General features: G+C 64.7%; 16 protein-coding genes. 10 read left to right on the top strand and 6 right to left on the bottom strand.

Annotation, left to right across the window (positions count from 1 at the left end; all coding sequences use genetic code 11):
- Positions 1-70 precede the first annotated feature (70 nt).
- Entirely contained in the window at positions 71-385 is a 315-nt protein-coding gene (locus tag ACUCV0_RS14210; RefSeq protein WP_017639490.1) for a DUF2388 domain-containing protein, read from the top strand.
- An 80-nt stretch (positions 386-465) separates the two neighbouring features.
- Here ACUCV0_RS14210 and gcvH read toward each other — a convergent pair whose 3' ends face one another.
- Positions 466-849 (bottom strand): glycine cleavage system protein GcvH, encoded by a 384-nt coding sequence (gcvH, locus tag ACUCV0_RS14205; protein ID WP_059316484.1) that lies wholly within the window; start codon positions 847-849, stop codon positions 466-468.
- Positions 850-925: 76 nt separating this feature from the next.
- Complete coding sequence (locus ACUCV0_RS14200; RefSeq protein ID WP_271653267.1) at positions 926-1,969, bottom strand: glycoside hydrolase family 5 protein; 1,044 nt, start codon at positions 1,967-1,969, stop codon at positions 926-928.
- A 452-nt stretch (positions 1,970-2,421) separates the two neighbouring features.
- Here ACUCV0_RS14200 and ACUCV0_RS14195 point away from each other — a divergent pair, with 452 nt between their 5' ends.
- The 4 genes from ACUCV0_RS14195 to ACUCV0_RS14180 all read left to right on the top strand — a co-directional run bounded on the left by ACUCV0_RS14195 (position 2,422) and on the right by ACUCV0_RS14180 (position 6,661).
- Positions 2,422-3,756 (top strand): PQQ-dependent sugar dehydrogenase, encoded by a 1,335-nt coding sequence (locus ACUCV0_RS14195; RefSeq protein WP_482212961.1) that lies wholly within the window; start codon positions 2,422-2,424, stop codon positions 3,754-3,756.
- Positions 3,757-3,890: 134 nt separating this feature from the next.
- Complete coding sequence (locus ACUCV0_RS14190) at positions 3,891-4,565, top strand: response regulator (protein WP_271653269.1); 675 nt, start codon at positions 3,891-3,893, stop codon at positions 4,563-4,565.
- Positions 4,562-5,938: a sensor histidine kinase gene (locus tag ACUCV0_RS14185; RefSeq protein ID WP_482212960.1), complete on the top strand. Its 1,377-nt coding sequence runs from the start codon at positions 4,562-4,564 to the stop codon at positions 5,936-5,938. The genes ACUCV0_RS14190 and ACUCV0_RS14185 overlap by 4 nt, the downstream gene beginning before the upstream one ends.
- Positions 5,939-6,046: 108 nt before the next feature.
- Positions 6,047-6,661 (top strand): glutathione S-transferase family protein, encoded by a 615-nt coding sequence (locus ACUCV0_RS14180; protein ID WP_271653271.1) that lies wholly within the window; start codon positions 6,047-6,049, stop codon positions 6,659-6,661.
- Between the two features lie 7 nt (positions 6,662-6,668).
- On the opposite strand, the gene ACUCV0_RS14175 is transcribed toward ACUCV0_RS14180, so the two are convergent.
- On the bottom strand, positions 6,669-7,901 hold the full coding sequence (locus ACUCV0_RS14175; RefSeq protein ID WP_482212959.1) for a cyclic di-GMP phosphodiesterase: 1,233 nt from the start codon (positions 7,899-7,901) through the stop codon (positions 6,669-6,671).
- Positions 7,902-8,007: 106 nt separating this feature from the next.
- On the opposite strand from ACUCV0_RS14175, the gene yihG reads away from it, so the two are divergent.
- The gene (yihG, locus tag ACUCV0_RS14170) at positions 8,008-8,895 is read left to right on the top strand and encodes a 1-acylglycerol-3-phosphate O-acyltransferase, YihG family (RefSeq protein ID WP_482212958.1); all 888 of its coding nucleotides are present in this window, start codon (positions 8,008-8,010) and stop codon (positions 8,893-8,895) included.
- Between the two features lie 71 nt (positions 8,896-8,966).
- Positions 8,967-10,400 (top strand): multidrug transporter subunit MdtD, encoded by a 1,434-nt coding sequence (gene mdtD, locus ACUCV0_RS14165; protein WP_059316492.1) that lies wholly within the window; start codon positions 8,967-8,969, stop codon positions 10,398-10,400.
- A gap of 86 nt (positions 10,401-10,486) precedes the next feature.
- Here the strand turns inward: mdtD and ACUCV0_RS14160 are convergent, their stop codons facing one another.
- Complete coding sequence (locus ACUCV0_RS14160; protein ID WP_017639480.1) at positions 10,487-10,696, bottom strand: cold-shock protein; 210 nt, start codon at positions 10,694-10,696, stop codon at positions 10,487-10,489.
- A 390-nt stretch (positions 10,697-11,086) separates the two neighbouring features.
- Between ACUCV0_RS14160 and ACUCV0_RS14155 the strand changes: the two genes are divergently transcribed.
- The gene (locus ACUCV0_RS14155; RefSeq protein ID WP_482212957.1) at positions 11,087-11,779 is read left to right on the top strand and encodes an HAD family hydrolase; all 693 of its coding nucleotides are present in this window, start codon (positions 11,087-11,089) and stop codon (positions 11,777-11,779) included.
- 42 nt (positions 11,780-11,821) lie between these two features.
- Here the strand turns inward: ACUCV0_RS14155 and ACUCV0_RS14150 are convergent, their stop codons facing one another.
- Both ACUCV0_RS14150 and ACUCV0_RS14145 read right to left on the bottom strand, forming a co-directional pair.
- On the bottom strand, positions 11,822-13,039 hold the full coding sequence (locus ACUCV0_RS14150) for an NAD(P)-dependent oxidoreductase (RefSeq protein ID WP_482212981.1): 1,218 nt from the start codon (positions 13,037-13,039) through the stop codon (positions 11,822-11,824).
- Between the two features lie 287 nt (positions 13,040-13,326).
- Complete coding sequence (locus tag ACUCV0_RS14145) at positions 13,327-14,820, bottom strand: lipid II flippase MurJ (RefSeq protein WP_482212956.1); 1,494 nt, start codon at positions 14,818-14,820, stop codon at positions 13,327-13,329.
- Positions 14,821-15,137: 317 nt separating this feature from the next.
- Between ACUCV0_RS14145 and ACUCV0_RS14140 the strand changes: the two genes are divergently transcribed.
- Entirely contained in the window at positions 15,138-15,392 is a 255-nt protein-coding gene (locus tag ACUCV0_RS14140; RefSeq protein WP_059316496.1) for a YebG family protein, read from the top strand.
- Positions 15,393-15,448: 56 nt separating this feature from the next.
- Complete coding sequence (locus ACUCV0_RS14135; RefSeq protein WP_482212955.1) at positions 15,449-16,402, top strand: nucleoside hydrolase; 954 nt, start codon at positions 15,449-15,451, stop codon at positions 16,400-16,402.
- Positions 16,403-16,502 lie beyond the last annotated feature (100 nt).

The raw sequence follows: 16,502 nt of genomic DNA, 5'->3' as shown, positions 1-16,502 counted from the left end.
GATGCAGCGGCCTGGAACTCGGCGGACGTCTGAGCTCTCTATAGGAGACCTCAAGAAGGAGATCTCATCCATGCGCCTGAAGAAGCTTGCTCTGGTTTCCCTGATCGGTCTGCCGCTGCTGGCCGCGACCACCGCCGCCAATGCGGATGCGCGGTTCTGGCGGCATGCCGCGACCCTGGGGGCGACCTCCGGCTCGTTCTATACCACCAGCCGTGACGACCACAAGATCGTTGCCGCCACCCAGGACGACGCCAGCTCCTACCTGGCCAGCAACGGCCAGATCCGTGGCCCCTACCTGGAAGCCGCGCTGCGCGACATGCGCGCCGCCGAGCCGGGCCTGCAGGCCAGCGACAACGATCTCGCCATGCGCATCCTGACCCAATAAGGGCCAGGCAAAAAAGAACCCCGCCGGTCATGCCGTGCGGGGTTCTTTTTTGCCTGTTGCCTGGGCGTGAGGCTGTCGCCTCAGCTTTCGCTGGCCTGGCGATAGCCTTCGGCATCGAGCAGCTTGTCCAGCTCGGCCGGATCCTGCGGCTTGAGCTTGAAGAACCAGGCACCATAGGGTTCGCCGTTGACCTGCTCGGGAGCGTCGGCCAGGGCATCGTTGATGGCGATGACCTCACCGCTCACCGGAGCGTAGATGTCCGACGCGGCCTTGACCGACTCCACCACCCCGGCCTGCTCGCCAGCGCCCAGGGTCTTGCCGACTTCCGGCAGTTCGATGAACACCACATCGCCCAAGGCCTCCTGGGCATGATCGGAAATGCCGACGGTAACGCTACCATCGGCTTCCAGGCGCGCCCATTCGTGGCTGGCGGCATAACGCAGGTCGGCGGGAATCTGGCTCATGAGGGGTCCTCGGGACTGGCACGGTTAAAACTCAAGGGTAGCCTGCCGACCCCGAGGACCGCCATCGCTGGCTGGGTTAATTGGGCCCGATTCGTGTGCAGCTGCTGTTGTCGACGTACTTCTTCAGCGTCGCCCACTGGGGGCGATCCACGCCATTGATGGGCTCCACCGCCAGGTTGTAGTTGCCCCAACCCGGGCCGGCAGCCCAGTAGCTGGCCGGGATGCAGTGCTGCTTGAGATAGGCCAGCATGTTGTCCATGGCCACCAGCCAACGCGGATCGTCATCGGGTACGCCGAATTCGCCGATGTAGCCCTGCTTACCGTTCTTCTTCAACCAGTCGACGAAGGGCTTGACGCGATTCACCCCGACCATGGGATCGAAGCCGCTCATGTCCTTGCTCGCATACTGGCCACCGCCGTCGTTGTCGAAATAGACGTGGGCGGAAAAGATCAGCTTGTCCGCCGGGTCCTTGAGCGCCAGCAGCGGATCGTTCCACTGTGGCCAGCGCGAGGCGCTGGACCAGCCATTGCCCTCGACGATGATGGGATGGACGCTGTCCATGGTGCGGATGCCGTTGATGCCATGCTGGGCGGCGGTCGGCCAGAAGGCCACGGCGTCGTGGGGCTCGTTCATGATGTCGTAGCCGTAGAGCGCCGGATGCTTGCCGAAGCGAAAGGCCAGGCGATAGGTCACATCCCAGTAGTTGAAGTAGGTGACCTTGCCGGCGCCGATGACTTCGCCGCGATACCGCGCATAGTTGTGCAGGTCGAGGATCACCTTGACGCCGTACTTCTGCGCGTAATTGAGCGTCTGGGTGACCAGCGCGCCATAGTCCGGATCCAGCATTGAGTTCAGCTTGGGTTGGATACGCTCCCAGATGATCGGAAAGCGCACCAGCTTGATGCCCTTGGCGCTCCAGTCCTTGAAGTGCTGCTCGCTGGGAAAGATGTAGTTGCGGTTGTTGATGCCGGGCAGCACCTGGCTGGCGAAGCCGGCACCGGAAAAGTTCAGACCGACCAGTTCGACCGCCTGGGCCGAACCGAAGAGGGCGCTGCTCAGGGCCAGGGTTCCGGCCAGACGCAGGGAAAACTGGCGCAAGCGCCGGGTAAGGGATTGCATGACTGCACCTGTGAAAAGAAATGCGCCCCGCCCCCGCAACCTAGCGAGTTCTGGCGTGAGCGAGCTCAGGCGGCCGCGTCCTTCTGCGGCGCCGCATGGTGCGACTTCGTCGTCATTGTTGGGGCAGCTATCGGCGTCGGCACCTGCAGCTTGAGTGAATATTTCCTTTCAAAAACAATTAGTTACTGATCGATACGCGTCAGATTGCCGGCGCTTTGCAGCCGTATTTTCCGCAAGGGAGCTAACGCCTTGAATCAACAGGACTTTCTATATTCAGAAAAAGACAGAAGAGCCCGGATAGCATCCAAAAAGACCGACAATGCGGCTACAGTCATTTTTCAAACCGCCCACCCTAATCACTTCAGAGGCTCAGCAGGCCTCCACTACCCCTGGCCCGGAACGTTCTCCTGACCCCGGGCTCTATCCCTGCGAGCCCCCGCGAGAGCCCTGCCATGCCCCTTAGCGCGCCCTACCCTGCTCGTACCCTGACCCTGGCCCTGGCCCTGGTGACCGCCACCCTGCTCGGCTGCGGCGAGACCGCCCAGTTGCAACGCGACGCCGGCTATGGCCCGACGCCGACCCTGCCGGCGCCACACAAGACCCTGCTGCCGACAGTCAACGTGGCGCCAGCGGTCGGCTGGCCCGAGGGCGGCAAGCCCATCGCCGCGCCGGGCACCCAGGTCCAGGCCTTCGCCCGCGGCCTGGACCATCCGCGCTGGCTCTATGTACTGCCCAATGGCGATGTGCTGGTGGCGGAAAGCAATGCCCCCAAGCGCGATGACTTTCCCGGCATCAAAGGCTGGATCGCCGGTCTGTTCATGAAGAAAGCCGGCGCCGGGGTGCCCAGTGCCGATCGCATCACCCTGCTGCGTGATGCCGACGGCGATGGTGTCGCCGAGACCCGCACCCTCTTCGCCGAGCACCTCCATTCGCCCTTCGGCATGGCGCTGGTGGGCGAGGACTTCTATGTCGCCAACGCCGATGCCCTGGTGCGCTTCACCTATCGCCCCGGCGCCACCCGCCTGGAAGGCCAGGGCACCAAGGTCACCGACCTGCCGGCCGGCATCAATCACCACTGGACCAAGAACGTCATCGCCAGCCGCGATGGCCAGAAGCTCTACCTCACCGTCGGCTCCAACAGCAACGTCGGCGAGAACGGCCTGGATATCGAGCAGGGGCGCGCCGCCATCTGGGAGCTGGACCGCGCCTCGGGCCAGAAGCGTCTGTTCGCCACCGGCCTGCGCAATCCCAACGGCCTGGACTGGGAGCCCACCACCGGCAAACTCTGGACGGTGGTCAACGAGCGCGACGAAATCGGTAGCGATCTGGTGCCCGACTACGCTACCTCGGTGCACGACGGCGGCTTCTATGGCTGGCCCTACAGCTACTGGGGTCAGCACCTGGACAGCCGAGTGCAACCGCCACGACCGGACCTGGTGGCCAAGGCCCTTACCCCCGACTACGCCCTGGGCAGCCACACCGCCTCCCTGGGACTGGCCTTCGCCCGTGCTGACACTCGGCTCCCCGAGGCTTTCCATCAGGGCCTGTTCATCGGCCAGCATGGCTCCTGGAATCGTGATCCCAAGAGCGGCTACAAGGTCATCTTCGTGCCCTTCCGGGACGGCAAGCCCAGCGGCCCACCACGCGACCTGCTGACCGGCTTCCTCAACGCCAAGGAAGAGGCCCAGGGGCGCCCGGTCGGGGTGGTCAACGACGGTCGCGGCGGTCTGCTGGTGGCCGACGACGTCGGCAACACGATCTGGCGGGTCAGCGCACCGCCACGCTAAGGCGCTACCCCTTTGTTAATCCGTCCTTAAGCGCCTTGGACTAGTCTTGAGCCTGACCATCCTGGGGGATGGTCACCGCTCTTGCCGTGGCAGGCCCGGAGCGGTACAACCGCTCCACCGCCTTGGAAAATCCGATGAGAATACTGCTGGCCGAAGACGACATGCTGCTGGGCGACGGCATCCGCGCCGGCCTGGCTCTGGAAGGCGACACCGTCGACTGGGTGACCGATGGCCAGGCCGCCCAGGCCGCGCTGGAGACCGATCCCTTCGACCTGGTGGTGCTCGACATCGGCCTGCCCCGCCGCTCGGGACTGGAGGTCCTGGCCGGCCTGCGCAAGCGCGGCGACGCCACCCCGGTGCTGATCCTCACCGCTCGGGACAAGGTCACCGACCGGGTCACCGGCCTGGACACCGGCGCCGACGACTACCTGACCAAACCCTTCGATCTCGACGAACTGCTCGCCCGCGTGCGCGCCCTTACCCGGCGCAGCGCCGGTCGGGCGCTGCCGCAACTGGAGCACAATGAGCTGCGCGTCGATCCGGCCACCCACCGGGTGACCCTGGCCGGCCAGCCCGTCGAGCTGGCACCACGGGAATACGCCCTGCTGCGCCTGTTGCTGGAAAACATGGGCAAGGTGCTCTCGCGCAATCGCCTGGAGCAGGCCCTCTACGGCTGGGATGGCGATGTCGAGAGCAACGCCATCGAGGTCCATATCCATCACCTCAGGCGCAAGCTCGGCACCAGCCTGATCCGCACCGTGCGCGGCATCGGCTATGGCATCGACCAGCCCGAGCGGCCGGCGCCGTGAACGACGGTCCGGCGATCTCGCTGCGGCGGCGCCTGCTGACGCTGCTACTGTGCGGGATCTTCGCCTGCTGGCTGATCGCCGCCCTGGTGACCTATCAGTTGGTCCTGCGCCAGGTGAATCGCCTGGCGGACGAGGACATGCTCGACTTCGGCGCGGCGGCGCTGCACCTGGCCACCCTTGGCGAAGGCAATGACCATACCCTGCCGCCCGAGGCCCGCGCCCTGGAGCGCAGCCGCACGGCCATCGCCGATCTGCCACTGTTCAAGCGGCGCAATGCCCTCGGCTATCTGCTGCAGGCCGGCGACCAGCGCCTCGGCACCCTGGCCCCGCCAGCCGGCCTGGTCAATCAACCGGCCGGCTTCAGCAGCCTGCTGGCCGAAGGGCAACACTGGCGCGTGCTGCGCCTGAGCAGCGGTGACGGGCGCATCTGGATCTACGAAAACCTGGCCGATCGCCGCGGGGCCACCAACCTGCTGCTGCTCGGCTCGCTGTTCCCCCTGGCTCTGGCCCTACCGGTGCTGGCCGCGCTCATCTGGTTTGGCGTCACCCGTGGGATCGATCCGCTGCGCCAACTGGCCGCGCAGATCAAGCAGCGCTCCGCCCAGCGGCTGGAGCCGCTGCCGCTGAATCGCGTACCTTTGGAAGCCGCGGTCCTGGTCGAGGAGATCAACGCCTTGCTGCAACGCCTGGACGGTGCCCTGGAAGCCGAGCGTCGGCTGACCAGCGACGCCGCCCACGAAATTCGCACGCCCTTGGCCAGCCTGCTGACCCACACCCAGGTGGCCCTGCGTTCCAGTGATCCCCAGGCCCACGCCCGGGGCCTGGTGCAGGTGCGCCGCAGCGCCGAGCGCATCAGCCAGCTGATGGAGCAGATCCTGCTCCTGGCCCGCCTGGACAGTGGCGCCTTGCAGGAACAGTTCATTCCCGTCCACCTCGGACGCCTGGCGGCGGATACCCTCTCGGAACTCGCACCGCTGGCCATCGACAAGAACATCGACCTGGTCCTGGAGGATCAGGAGGTCCGGCTGTCCGGCATCCCCACCTGGCTGGGGGTGCTGCTCACCAATCTGGTCGGCAATGCCATCCGCTACACCCCGAGCGGTGGCCAGGTGCTGGTGCGGGTCGTCGAGGACGTGCCCGGGCGGGTTCGGATCGATGTCTGCGACAGCGGACCCGGCGTCACCCCGGAAGAGCGGGCGATGATCTTCACCCGCTTCTATCGCAGCGAGAGCGCCGGTCAGAACGTCGGCAGCGGCCTGGGCCTGCCCATCGTCAAGCGCATCGTCGAAATCCATGGTGGCACTCTGCATCTGGGCGAAGGCCTGCAAGGACGCGGTCTGGGCGTGCATATCGAGCTGCCTGGGCTGGTCTGAACCAGCCGCCTACGACCAAGGCCATCTTTTATCCGGGCCGGCCTAGGGCTTACAGTGAAGGGATTCGTCAAAAGCGAATGCAGTCCTGCACCCTGGAGAGCCCGGCCCATGTCCATGATCCTGTACCACACTCCCGCCTCGCCCTTCGGTCGCAAAGTCGTGGTGATGCTCCACGAAACGGACCTGATCGAGCAGGTCGAGGTGGAAATCGTCCAGCAGACGCCACTCAATCCCAATCGCGACGTGCTCGATACCAATCCGGCCGGCAAGATTCCCGCCCTGCGCCTGGCCGATGGCACCTGCCTGCACGACAGTCGCGTCATCCTCGACTACCTGGATACCCTGCACGAGCGCACCCCGCTGATCCCGCGTCAGGGCCCGGAGCGCTGGCGCCGCCTGACCCTGGCCTCGCTGTGCGACGCCATGATGGAAGCCGCGGTACAGATCCGCTACGAAAGCTTCATGCGCCCACCGGGCATGCAATGGAAGCTCTGGCTGGACAACCAGCAGGAAAAGATCGCCCGGGCGCTGGACTACTTCGAGCGCGAGGCCATCAGCGAGCTGGACGACGAATTCGACGTGGCCAGCCTCGGCATGGCCTGCCTGCTCGGCTATCTGGACTTCCGCATCCCCACCTTTGCCTGGCGCAGCGACTGCCCGCGGATCTCAGCCTGGTACGCCCGCACCAGCGAGCGGCCGTCGCTGCAGACCACGCGCCCCTGAACCAGCGCTAGGCCTGCTGCCAGAGACGCTCCAGATTGCGAAAGCCCCACTCCTCCGGGTCCTCCCGCCGCACGATGCGTTCGTCGGCGGGGGGCCGGGCGAGGTCCAGCAGGCGCTGCGGTAGGGGGGTGCGCGAGCGGGCGGAAAAGAACACCCGGACCCGGGGCGTCAACAGGCTGTCCGGATGCTGCTCGACCACCACCGCCAGTTGCTCGTTGCTCAGCCGCACCAGGGAGCCGATCGGATAGATGCCCAGGGTCTTGACGAAGGCCTGGAACACCTGGGGATCGAAATGCCCCTTCCACTCCGCCATGCGCCGGATCGCTTCGGCCGGACTCCAGGCCGTCTTGTAGGGTCGCGTCGAGGACACCGCGTCGTAGACGTCGCAGACCGCCGCGATCCGCGACAACAGGCTGATCTGCGTACCGGCCAGACCACGGGGATAGCCGCTGCCATCGAATTTCTCGTGATGGTGCAGACAGACGTCGATGACTTCCGCCGCCGCGCCCCACTGCCGCAGCAGGGCGACGCCCTCTTCGGGGTGCCGCCTCATCACCGCGAATTCCGCATCGGTCAGCTTGCCCGGCTTGTTGAGCACCTCAAGGGGCGTGCGCATCTTGCCCACGTCGTGCAGCAGACCGGCCTGCCCGGCCAGCCATACCTGCTCCGCCGGCAGCTCCATCTGCCGCGCCACGGCCGTCATCAGGGCGCAGACCGACACGGAATGGATGTAGGTATACTCGTCGGCCGTGCGCAGTCGCGTCAGGCTGATCAGCGCCGTGGGATGCCGCAGCACCGATGCCGATATCTGCTCGACCACGGTCGCCACTTCGCTCAGCTCGATGGCCTGCCCCAGGCGCACGTCCTGGAACAGCCGCGCCACCTCCTGCTTGGCATGGGCGCTCACGGCGGAAGCCTGCGCCAACTCCCGAGGGCAGTTGAGGGCCGCACCCGGCGCGGAGGCCGGGGCGGTAGCGTCGGCCGTGCTGATGGGCCGCGCGGCAGCCGACGTGGGGATCGCTTCGGGCTCCACGGGCATCGGTGGCTTGGGCTGGCAATCCAGCCCCTTGGCGATATCGATCCACACGGCGGTCACGGCGCTGTCCTGGATCTTCTGCAGGTCGCGCTGTTCCTGGAGCAGAAAGCGCGCCTTCCAGAACGGATGGTCGATCCAGCTGCCTTCGAACCTGTGGATGTACATGCCGAGGCAGACTTCGGCACTGGTAACCTTTTTGAGCATGGCGTTCACTTCGCAGCTTATCGGCAGCAGCCATTTGGAAGCAGATGATCGCAAACTGCCATGGCACGCTAAAGACTATCGCCCCAAGTTCTAGACGAGAGAATCCATGCACCTCCTGACCGGTATTGCCGTCTCCCTGCTACTTCTGCTGAACACCCTGGTCATGATAGGTCCGCTGATGGTGTTTGCCCTGATCAAGCTGCTGCCCAACGTCGCGCTACGCGACGTCTGCTCCCGATTGGTCACCGCCATTGCCGAAGCCTGGGCGGAAATAAACAAAGTCATCTTCGCCCGACTGACCCCGACCGTCTGGGATATCCGCGGCGCCGAAGTGCTCAGGCGTGACCGCTCTTACCTGGTCATCTGCAACCATCAGTCTTGGGTCGACATCCCCGCGCTCATCGAGACCTTCAATGGCAAGGTGCCCTACTTCAAGTTCTTCCTGAAGAAGGAACTCATCTGGGTGCCCTTCCTGGGCCTGGCTTGGTGGGCGCTCGACTATCCCTTCATGAAGAGATACACCCGGGCACAGCTGGCGCGGCGGCCGCAACTCAAGGGCGCGGACCTGGCCATCACCCGCCGTGCCTGCGAGAAATTCCGCCGCCAGCCGGTGACCATCGTCAATTACCTGGAAGGGACCCGCTTCACCGCCGCCAAACATGCCGAACAGGATTCGCCCTATCGGCACCTGCTCAAACCCAAGGCCGGTGGCATGGCCTTCGTCCTCGCGGCCATGGGCGAGCAGCTGGACACCCTGCTGGACGTCACCCTGGTCTATCCGGACGGACGTGTGCCCGGCTTCTGGGACCTGCTCTGCGGCCGCGTCAAACGCGTTATCATCGATATCCACGCGCGACCGCTGGATCCGGCGCGCTGGGCGGGCGACTACAGCGAAGACGCGGAATTTCGCGCAGGCTTCCAGCAGTGGGTCAGCGAGCTCTGGGCAGAAAAGGACCAGCGGATCGAGGCGTTACAAGATTCCCGCTCGCGTTGAACGAGCGGGGCACCCTGCGGCCTGCAGACAGTCAGAGTGCGGGTAGTCGGCTGTCTCGACAAGGATCTCTCATGCCCACCCCGACGCTGGACACCACCACGACCCGCTGGCTTCCCTGGCTGATCGCCGTCGCCTTCTTCATGCAGTCGCTGGACGCGACCATCGTCAACACCGCCCTGCCGCGCATGGCCGCCGACCTCGGCGAGAATCCCCTGCGCATGCAGGGGGTGGTGATCGCCTACCTGCTCACCGTCGCCCTGCTGATCCCCGCCTCGGGCTGGATCTCCGATCGCTTCGGCAGTCGCCGCGTCTTCTTCACCGCCATCGCCCTCTTCACTTTCGGCTCGCTGCTCTGCGCCCTGGCACCCAGCCTCAACCTGCTGATCGCCGCCCGGGTGATCCAGGGACTGGGAGGCTCGCTGATGCTGCCCGTGGGGCGGCTGGTGATCCTGCGTGTCTATCCCCGCAGCGAACTGGTGCGCATCCTCAGCTTCATCACCATTCCCGGCCTGGTCGGCCCCCTGGCGGGCCCGGCGCTGGGTGGCTGGCTGGTGGAAGCCGTGTCCTGGCACTGGATCTTCCTGATCAACCTGCCGGTCGGGATCCTTGGCTGCCTGGCCACCCGCCGCCTGCTGCCGGACCTGCGCAGCCCTCTGCCCCAGCGCTTCGACGGTCTGGGCTTTCTGCTCTTCGGCACCTCCATGATCCTGATCAGCATCGCCCTGGAAGGTCTCGGTGAACTGCACCTGCCCCATGTGCGGGTGGTGCTGCTGCTGATGGGTGGCATGGCTTGCATGGTCGCCTACTGGCTGCGCGCCCTGCACCACGATCAACCGCTGTTCTCGCCTGAGCTGTTCCGCATCCGCAGCTTCGCGGTGGGCATCTTCGGCAACCTCTTCGCCCGCCTCGGCAGCGGTGCCCTGCCCTTTCTCATCCCATTGCTGTTCCAGGTGGGCCTTGGCTATTCGCCAACCCAGGCCGGTCTGCTGATGATGCCCCTGGCCCTGTCCGCGATGCTCGCCAAGCCCATCGCCGGCCCGCTGATCGGCCGTCTCGGCTATCGTCGCCTGCTGGTGGGCAATACCCTGCTGCTGGGCTGCCTCATCGCCAGCCTCGCCCTGATCGGCCCTTCCACGCCCTTTGTCTGGCTGCTCATCCACCTGGGTATCCTCGGCGCGGTGAACTCCATGCAGTTCACCGCCATGAACACCATCACCCTCATCGACCTGCACGACCAGCAGGCGGCCAGCGGCAACAGCCTGCTGTCGGTGGTAATGCAGCTGGCCATGAGCTTTGGCGTCGCCTGCGCCGCCGCCCTGCTGGGCGGTTTCCAGGACGACTATGGCGATACCGAGGTGCTCTCGGCCTTCCGGGCGACCTTCCTCAGCGTTGGCGCCCTGTCGATGCTGGCGGCGGCGATCTTCCTGCAGGCCTCACGCGAGACCGGTCGACGGATCAAGCCATTGGCCACGGAGCCGGAAAAGAGCGCGCAGAACGTGGAGTGAGAGACCGGTCGCGCCGATCGGTACGCCAGAAACGAAAAACCCCGGCCAGGCCGGGGTTATTCGTGAGCTTCGGGCGACGTCAGGTGTCAGATGACCTGTACGCGCTCTGCCTGCATGCCCTTCTGGCCTTGCACGACTTCGAAGCTGACCTTCTGGCCTTCAGCCAGGGTCTTGAAACCAGTGCCTTCGATGGCGCGGAAGTGCACGAACACGTCCGGACCGCTTTCGGGAGTAATGAAGCCATAGCCTTTGGTTTCGTTGAACCACTTGACGGTGCCGTTCTGACGATTCGACATGACGGGTGTTGCTCCTTGGAATAACGGGTTTGTTATTGACACATGCTGGCGCGGCAGTGCGTTGCATAGACCAGACGCCCGGTACTGAGTTGCAAGGAGTAACAAGAATCGAGCAGCAAGGGGTGGACGAAGAGCCTACCGCCTCAGGTCACGATCGACGGCGACCCAAGCAAACACAGTTCTCGAACTCTACGCCATATTTTTCTGGAAAGCGATTACCCTCCGGAGGTCGAATTTGTTTTGTAAAAAGGGTGCTACAGCGCCGATTTTCGACCCATCGAACACCTCTCGCATACCCGTTCGAAAGGCCTCGCTTCAGCCTGCTCGTCGAAACCGGCACGTAAGGCAGAAAGGCGTCCAGGCCCTGAAATCCCCCAGCAAGGAATACCGATGAACGTTACCCCTGTGGAACTGCTGATCAGCGATTGCGATGGCGTACTGGTCGACAGCGAAATCCTCGCCGAACGCGTCGTTCTCGACGGCCTGGCCGTCCATGCGCCACGCGCCGAACTGGAAGCCCTGCTGCACGGCACCTTCGGCCTGACTACCCGGGACATCTTCAACCTGGTCGAGCAGCGCTTCGGCATCACCCTGCCGCCGGCGCTGTTCAGCGACCTGCGCGCCGAGGCCGAAGCCCTGATTTCCACCAGCGTCGAGCCCATCCCCGGCGTAAAGCGTGCCCTGGAAAGCATCAACCTGCCACTGGCAGTGGCCTCCAACAGCCTCAGGCACAGCGTCGAATCCTCGGTCAGGCGCGCCGATCTGGTGGCGCGGGTGGCGGGCCACATCTTCAGTGCCGACATGGTGCCGCAGCCCAAGCCGGCGCCCGATGTCTATTTGCTCGCGGCCAAGACCATGGGCGTCGCGCCGGAGCGCTGCCTGGTGATCGAAGACAGCGCCACGGGCGTCCGGGCAGCCCTGGCCGCGGGGATGCGCGTCATCGGTTTCACCGGCGCCAGCCATATTCCGCCGAGCCACGGCGACACCCTGAGCGCACTGGGCGTGACCGCGCTGATCGCCCACATGGACGAACTCCCCGAGACCGTTGCCCGGCTACGCGCAGCTGCCACCGGCCAGCAATGAAAAAGGGGCCCTAGGGCCCCTTTTCTTCCTGCGTTACCGGAATCAGGACAAGACCGAACCGGCCACCTTGGGCAGCGCCGCCACCGGTGCCATTTCGGCGACCGCGCTCCAGGCCGGCTCGCTGAGCTGGGTTTCCAGCAGCTGGCGGTGGATCGCCTCGCGATGCTGTTGCAGCACGATATCCAGGGCGCGGCTGGGCGTCAGTTCCACATCGTCGAAGGTGACGATCTGGCCGGGCTCCATCGCCCGCTTGAGCACGCTGTGCTTGAGCAGTCCGATCGGCAGGTGATCCGGGCACTCGGCGATCTTCACGGCTTCGCCGCGCACGCTGTAGCCGCCGATACCGCGCTCGATGATGTCGCCAGCCGCCATGGGCTTCTTCATGATCGCAGCCACGCTCAGGGTCGGCGTGGTGGAGTTGTTCAGCAGAATCTTGCCGCCGGCGATGACGCGACGCAGGGTCTTGCCGACTTCCAGGGAGCAGAGGTGGAAGGGGCGTACCAGGACATAGTACGGGCCCTTGCCCAGCTTGAAGTACTCGATGGCGCCGGCCTGGTCTTCGTCATGCCGACCAACCACGAAGACGCCACCCGCCGAGTAGCCACTCGGGATCACGTAGTCGACGATGGGCGTGCCCAACTGCTCGGCCATCTGCGCCAGGATGTTCGCGCTGTCCTGCAGGTTGGTCGAGTTCAGGCCTTCGAGACCCTGACGGGTGATGGTGGCGCCATAGTTGTTGCCCACCACCACCTGCTCGATCTGCACCTTGGTGCCATCGGTGAAGGAGGTGGTCTGGTCGACGCTGGTGCCCTGGCGCGCGGACCAGTAGGCCATGTCTTCCGGGGTCGGGTTGTGGTTCAGATAGCCCTTCATGTTGCCGTAGACCAGCGGCTTGAAGCCCATCTGCACGGCTTCTTCATGCAGCGCCGCCAGCGAACCAGGCTGGTCGCCCTCGGCCTCGGTCAGGAATCCCTTGCCCGCCAGGTAGGAACCCGTCGTCACCTGCAGCTCGGCATTGATGGTGACTACCTTGATCCCTGCCTCGAAGGCACGTTCGATGATCTCGGTACCGTGGTAGGGGTCGCCACTGCACTCCACCAGCAGATCGCAATGATCGATGAGATCCGTGACCGACTGGGTGAGCGCTTCGGTCAGGGGATAGTCGGTGACCGTGGCAATGGGCCGGCGGGTCAGGACGCGGGTCACGGTCATGTCGTCATAGTGGCGGCTGATGAGGCGAGCCAGGCAGCGCGAGATCATGCCGGTACCGACGATGCCAATACGGGTGACAGGGGATTGGGAGGACATAGGATCGATTCCTTTCAAAGAGAATGTCGGTAGCGAGCAAAGCCACCATGCAAAGTGCCGACCCCAACTACGTGTCCGATCTCTTACAAATGGAAGAACGGCTTCCATCAGAAATTCTTTGACTGGGATCAATCTTTCCGTGCGACTCGAAGCCAAATCAAAAATTCATGACTTCGTAACAGATAGCGACCAATGGCTGCAGATCGCCACCTTTTTCCTTGCCGTCCAGCGACGGCCGTTCAACTCGTCGGTTCTGCGCGCTTCGTAACTGCGTTACCGCGCGCCCAATAGCCACGGCGGAACAGGTCACGTTCGCCCAGGACCAGCAACAGCACCAGGAAGCCCAGCATCGCCACGCTGATGCTGACGATCAGCTCCAGCAGACCGACCGGCTTGGGCAACAGGAAACTCAGCAGGGCCACCGCGCTGCCGGCGCTGAACCAGCGCAGCAGCAGCGACAGATGCAGACCGGCGAGGGAATGACGATAGAGCGCCACGGCCATGAACAGCGCCTGCAGGAAGGCCCCGGCGGTAAAGGAATAGGCCAGACCCTGGGCGCCGAACGGCTGATAAAGACAGGCATCCAGGGCCACGGTGATGAAGGAACTGGCCAAGGTGGCATAGAGGAAGGTCTTGGCGCGCTGCTGCGACAGTAGGGCCCGGCCCCACAGCAGGGCCAGCCCCATCCAGGGCAGACCCAGGGCATAGGCCACTACCAGGGTCGCGGTCGCCGCACTCTGCTCGGCGCCAAAGGCACCGCGCTCCAGCAGGACCTTGACCACCGGTTCCGAATAGCTGAACAGCACCACCGAGGCCGGTACCAGGAACAGCAGGGTGCCGAGCAGCGCCTTGCGCATCAGCGCGGCGTACTTGTCGGCATTGCCCTCGTTCCAGCTGCGGGTCAGCTCGGGAAAAATCATGGCCAGGATGGACAGCGCATAGAGCGTGAGCGGAATGGTCACGATTCGGTAGGAGAAGGACAGCATGGTGATGTTGCCCTCCGCCAGCAGCGAGGCGAAGAAGCGCTCCGCCAGCATGCAGCCCTGCTGGGCGCCGGCGGCGAGCAACACGGGGGCGAAAGTCACCGCGAAGGGGCTGCCCTCGGGCTTTTCCATCGCCACCGAACGCTGGCTGAGATAGCCGAGGCGACGATGCTGGATGACGATCAGCAATACCTGAGGCAGCAGCATGCCAGTGAACAGCGCGATACCACTCGGCTGCAGGATTACGATGGCCAGGATGGCGCCCAGATTGAGCATCAGCGTGCGAGTCATCGGCAGGATGAAGATGCGATCCAGGTTGAGCAGCGCGCCTTGGCAATAGAGGATGGCCTGGACGCAGATCAGCAGGGTACCGACGGCGAAGACCAGCTTGCCCGTCTCGACCTGCTCATCGCTCCAGCCCGGCGCCAGGGCGTGCATCAGCCAGGGACTGGCGAGGACGCCGATCACCGACAGCAGGAGGCCGAACAGGCCGATGCGCCAGTACAGCCAGCGGCCGACCTGCTCGTACTGGGCATTGCACCTGTCGCGGATGCGCTGCAGATAGGGAATCATGGCATCGCGCAAGGCGAGGCCGAAGAAGCTCTCGAAGAACACCGGCAGAATGAGCGCGACAAAGATGAGGTCGGCTTCCCAGCTCACACCGAATTGCCGGGCGATCAGCAGGTCGCGCAGGAATCCCAGCAGGAAGCTGGCGACGGTGATGGCCAGGATGATAAGCGTCGAACTCACGCCCGCACCTCGATTGGCCGGGACAGGCCAAGCGCAGTAATACGCAGACGGATAGGGAAGGCGTGCATTGAGCGGTCTCGTTCCGTGAGCCGGAGGTGATCCGGATAAAGGCGGGCAGAGCTGCCCGTTTGGTCCAGACTCAGAGACCAGCTTCCGCGCTTAAGTTTCCCGATGCAATTCCAGAGACATGCAGAAATGTCGAACGATTGGCAAATTGCCATGACTGACCAGGTCCTGACCGCCGAGCGGTAGCCCTTGCAATCCTGCAGCAAGCCAACTACTGTATATATAACCAGATACAGAATACGAGGTGACGCATGGCCGTCGAAGTGTTGTATCGCAGCAGCCGAGATCCGGAGCGCCTGTTCATGGATAAAGCCGAAGCCGATCGTCACGATAAAATGTTGGAGCTGGCCGAGTCGCTCGCCAGCGTGCTGGACAAGGCCGTCCCCGGTCTTGCCGAGAAGCAGTGTGAAGACCTGGGCCTGTTCATGGCCCGCAATCGAGAGATCTTCGCCCGGGCGTTCCGCAATCAGCCCGATGCCCTGGGCGAGCTGGACCTGCCCAGCTAGCAAGGGGCGGCGTCACTCGGTTAGCCTGGGAAGAGATCTGAGCCGGAGAAAGCCTCTTGTCCCTTCCCATCATCTTCGATACCGATCCTGGCGTGGACGACGCCCAGGCCATCGCCCTGCTGTTTGCCGATCCCGAATTCGAGGTGATCGGCCTGACCACGACCTTTGGCAACGTGCCGGTCGCCACGGCGACCCGCAACGCCCTGCTGCTCACCGAGCTGGCCGGACGGGACACGCCCGTCGCCGCGGGTGTCGCCGAACCCCTGATCAAGCTGGCCGGCAACCATGCCCTGCATGTGCATGGCCAGGATGGCCTGGGCAACCAGCAGCTCCCCGAGCCAAGCCAGACGCCCCATGCCCTGGACGCCGCGCGTTTCATCATCGAGCAGACCCGCCTGCGACCGGGTGAGATCACCCTGGTGGCGGTCGGGCCGCTGGGTAACCTGGCCCTCGCCCTGGCGCTGGATCCCACGGTCGCCGATCGCGTCCGTGAGGTCGTGGTGATGGGCGGCGCCATCGTCGAGCCAGGCAACGTCACGCCCGTGGCGGAAGCCAACATCTTTTCCGATCCCCATGCCGCGGCGCGGGTGTTCGCCGCTTCCTGGCCGCTGACCCTGGTCGGCCTGGATGCCACCCACCGCGCCGTGCTCGACCCGCCACGCCTGCAACGCATCGCCGCGTGCCAGGGCGCTCTGGGTGAGGTACTCGCCCGGAGCTATGACTTCTATGCGGACTTCTACCGCAGCGTGAAGGACATCGACGGCTGCCATCCCCACGACAGCTGCGCCCTCGCCTATCTGCGGCGACCCGAGCTGTTCCATACCGCCCGCGGCCACCTCAGCGTCGGTACCGAGGGCCTGGCGGAAGGCCAGACCTTTTTCGCGCCCGAAGGTCGGGTCTACCAGGATGGGCGCTGGTCCGGCAATCGGCCGATGACCGTCTGCCTGGGCATGGACGGCGCAGCCATGGTGGCCTGGATGGAAGAAGTCCTGACCGCAGCGGCACGGTAGCAGGTCAGGATCCGAAGGCCGTGCGCCTGCAGCCTTGCTCGCACACGTCAGCCTGCGCCAGGTGAATGGCAGCTCTGCCCCGCCCGAGCGTTCAGCAGGC

This window comes from Pseudomonas sp. VMV1 (assembly GCF_056790235.1).
Note: the sequence above shows the minus strand (reverse complement) of the source record. Positions and strands in the feature narration are given on the sequence as shown.

Coding starts and splice junctions, on each gene's coding strand:
- yihG (WP_482212958.1), top strand. CDS start 8,008: ATGCACCTCCTGACCGGTATTGCCGTCTCCCTGCTACTTCTGCTGAAC.
- ACUCV0_RS14150 (WP_482212981.1), bottom strand. CDS start 13,039: ATGATCTCGCGCTGCCTGGCTCGCCTCATCAGCCGCCACTATGACGAC.
- ACUCV0_RS14195 (WP_482212961.1), top strand. CDS start 2,422: ATGCCCCTTAGCGCGCCCTACCCTGCTCGTACCCTGACCCTGGCCCTG.
- ACUCV0_RS14155 (WP_482212957.1), top strand. CDS start 11,087: ATGAACGTTACCCCTGTGGAACTGCTGATCAGCGATTGCGATGGCGTA.
- ACUCV0_RS14175 (WP_482212959.1), bottom strand. CDS start 7,901: ATGCTCAAAAAGGTTACCAGTGCCGAAGTCTGCCTCGGCATGTACATC.
- gcvH (WP_059316484.1), bottom strand. CDS start 849: ATGAGCCAGATTCCCGCCGACCTGCGTTATGCCGCCAGCCACGAATGG.
- ACUCV0_RS14140 (WP_059316496.1), top strand. CDS start 15,138: ATGGCCGTCGAAGTGTTGTATCGCAGCAGCCGAGATCCGGAGCGCCTG.
- ACUCV0_RS14160 (WP_017639480.1), bottom strand. CDS start 10,696: ATGTCGAATCGTCAGAACGGCACCGTCAAGTGGTTCAACGAAACCAAA.
- mdtD (WP_059316492.1), top strand. CDS start 8,967: ATGCCCACCCCGACGCTGGACACCACCACGACCCGCTGGCTTCCCTGG.
- ACUCV0_RS14190 (WP_271653269.1), top strand. CDS start 3,891: ATGAGAATACTGCTGGCCGAAGACGACATGCTGCTGGGCGACGGCATC.
- ACUCV0_RS14210 (WP_017639490.1), top strand. CDS start 71: ATGCGCCTGAAGAAGCTTGCTCTGGTTTCCCTGATCGGTCTGCCGCTG.
- ACUCV0_RS14180 (WP_271653271.1), top strand. CDS start 6,047: ATGTCCATGATCCTGTACCACACTCCCGCCTCGCCCTTCGGTCGCAAA.
- ACUCV0_RS14200 (WP_271653267.1), bottom strand. CDS start 1,969: ATGCAATCCCTTACCCGGCGCTTGCGCCAGTTTTCCCTGCGTCTGGCC.